Origin of the sequence: Hansschlegelia beijingensis, from assembly GCF_045505405.1 — a bacterium.
In the GTDB taxonomy this organism is placed as follows: domain Bacteria; phylum Pseudomonadota; class Alphaproteobacteria; order Rhizobiales; family Methylopilaceae; genus Methylopila; species Methylopila beijingensis_A.
On record NZ_JBJKEX010000555.1, the window covers coordinates 1 to 1,192 of the forward strand.

The 1,192-nt window shown below is 65.7% G+C and carries 1 protein-coding gene; it reads right to left on the reverse strand.

Going from position 1 to position 1,192, the window contains the following annotated elements:
* Position 1: 1 nt before the first annotated feature.
* Entirely contained in the window at positions 2-1,192 is a 1,191-nt protein-coding gene (tuf, locus tag ACIKT0_RS18640; protein WP_183393839.1) for an elongation factor Tu, read from the reverse strand.

Below are 1,192 nucleotides of genomic sequence, written 5' to 3' on the forward strand. Positions count from 1 at the left end.
ATCACTCGATGATGCTGGCGACGACGCCGGCGCCGACGGTTCGGCCGCCTTCGCGGATCGCGAAGCGCAGCTTCTCCTCCATCGCGATCGGCACGATCAGGTGCACCTCCATCGCGATGTTGTCGCCCGGCATCACCATCTCGGTGCCTTCGGGAAGATGCACCACCCCGGTCACGTCCGTCGTGCGGAAGTAGAACTGCGGGCGGTAGTTCGTGAAGAACGGCGTGTGGCGGCCGCCCTCCTCCTTCGTCAGGATGTAGGCCTCAGCCTTGAACTTGGTGTGCGGCTTGACCGAGCCCGGCTTGCACAGCACCTGGCCGCGCTCGACGTCCTCGCGCTTCGTGCCGCGCAGCAGCGCGCCGATGTTGTCGCCCGCCTGGCCCTGGTCGAGCAGCTTGCGGAACATCTCCACGCCCGTCACCGTCGTCTTCACCGTCGGGCGGATGCCGACGATCTCGACTTCCTCGCCGACCTTGACGATGCCGCGCTCGACGCGACCCGTCACCACCGTGCCGCGGCCCGAGATCGAGAACACGTCCTCGACAGGCATCAGGAACGGCTGGTCGACCGGACGCTCCGGCTGCGGGATGTAGGCGTCGACCGCCTTCATCAGCTCGAGGATCGCGTCATGGCCGAGCTTCGGATCGCCGTTCTCCAGCGCCACCAGCGCCGAGCCCTTGATGATCGGAATGTCGTCGCCCGGGAAGTCGTACTTCGACAGCAGCTCGCGAACCTCGAGCTCGACGAGCTCCAGGAGCTCGGCGTCGTCGACCATGTCGCACTTGTTCAGGAACACCACCAGCGCCGGAACGCCGACCTGGCGGGCCAGAAGGATGTGCTCGCGGGTCTGCGGCATCGGGCCGTCAGCGGCCGAAACCACCAGGATCGCGCCGTCCATCTGCGCCGCGCCGGTGATCATGTTCTTCACATAGTCGGCGTGCCCGGGGCAGTCGACATGCGCGTAGTGACGGTTCTCGGTCTCGTACTCGACATGAGCCGTCGAGATCGTGATGCCGCGCGCCTTCTCCTCGGGAGCCTTGTCGATCTGGTCATACGCCGTGAACGTCGCGCCGCCCGTCTCGGCAAGGATCTTCGTGATCGCAGCCGTCAGGGACGTCTTGCCATGGTCGACATGGCCAATCGTCCCGATGTTGCAATGCGGCTTCGTCCGCGCGAACTTTTCCTTGGCCAT

Coding starts and splice junctions, on each gene's coding strand:
- tuf (WP_183393839.1), bottom strand. CDS start 1,192: ATGGCCAAGGAAAAGTTCGCGCGGACGAAGCCGCATTGCAACATCGGG.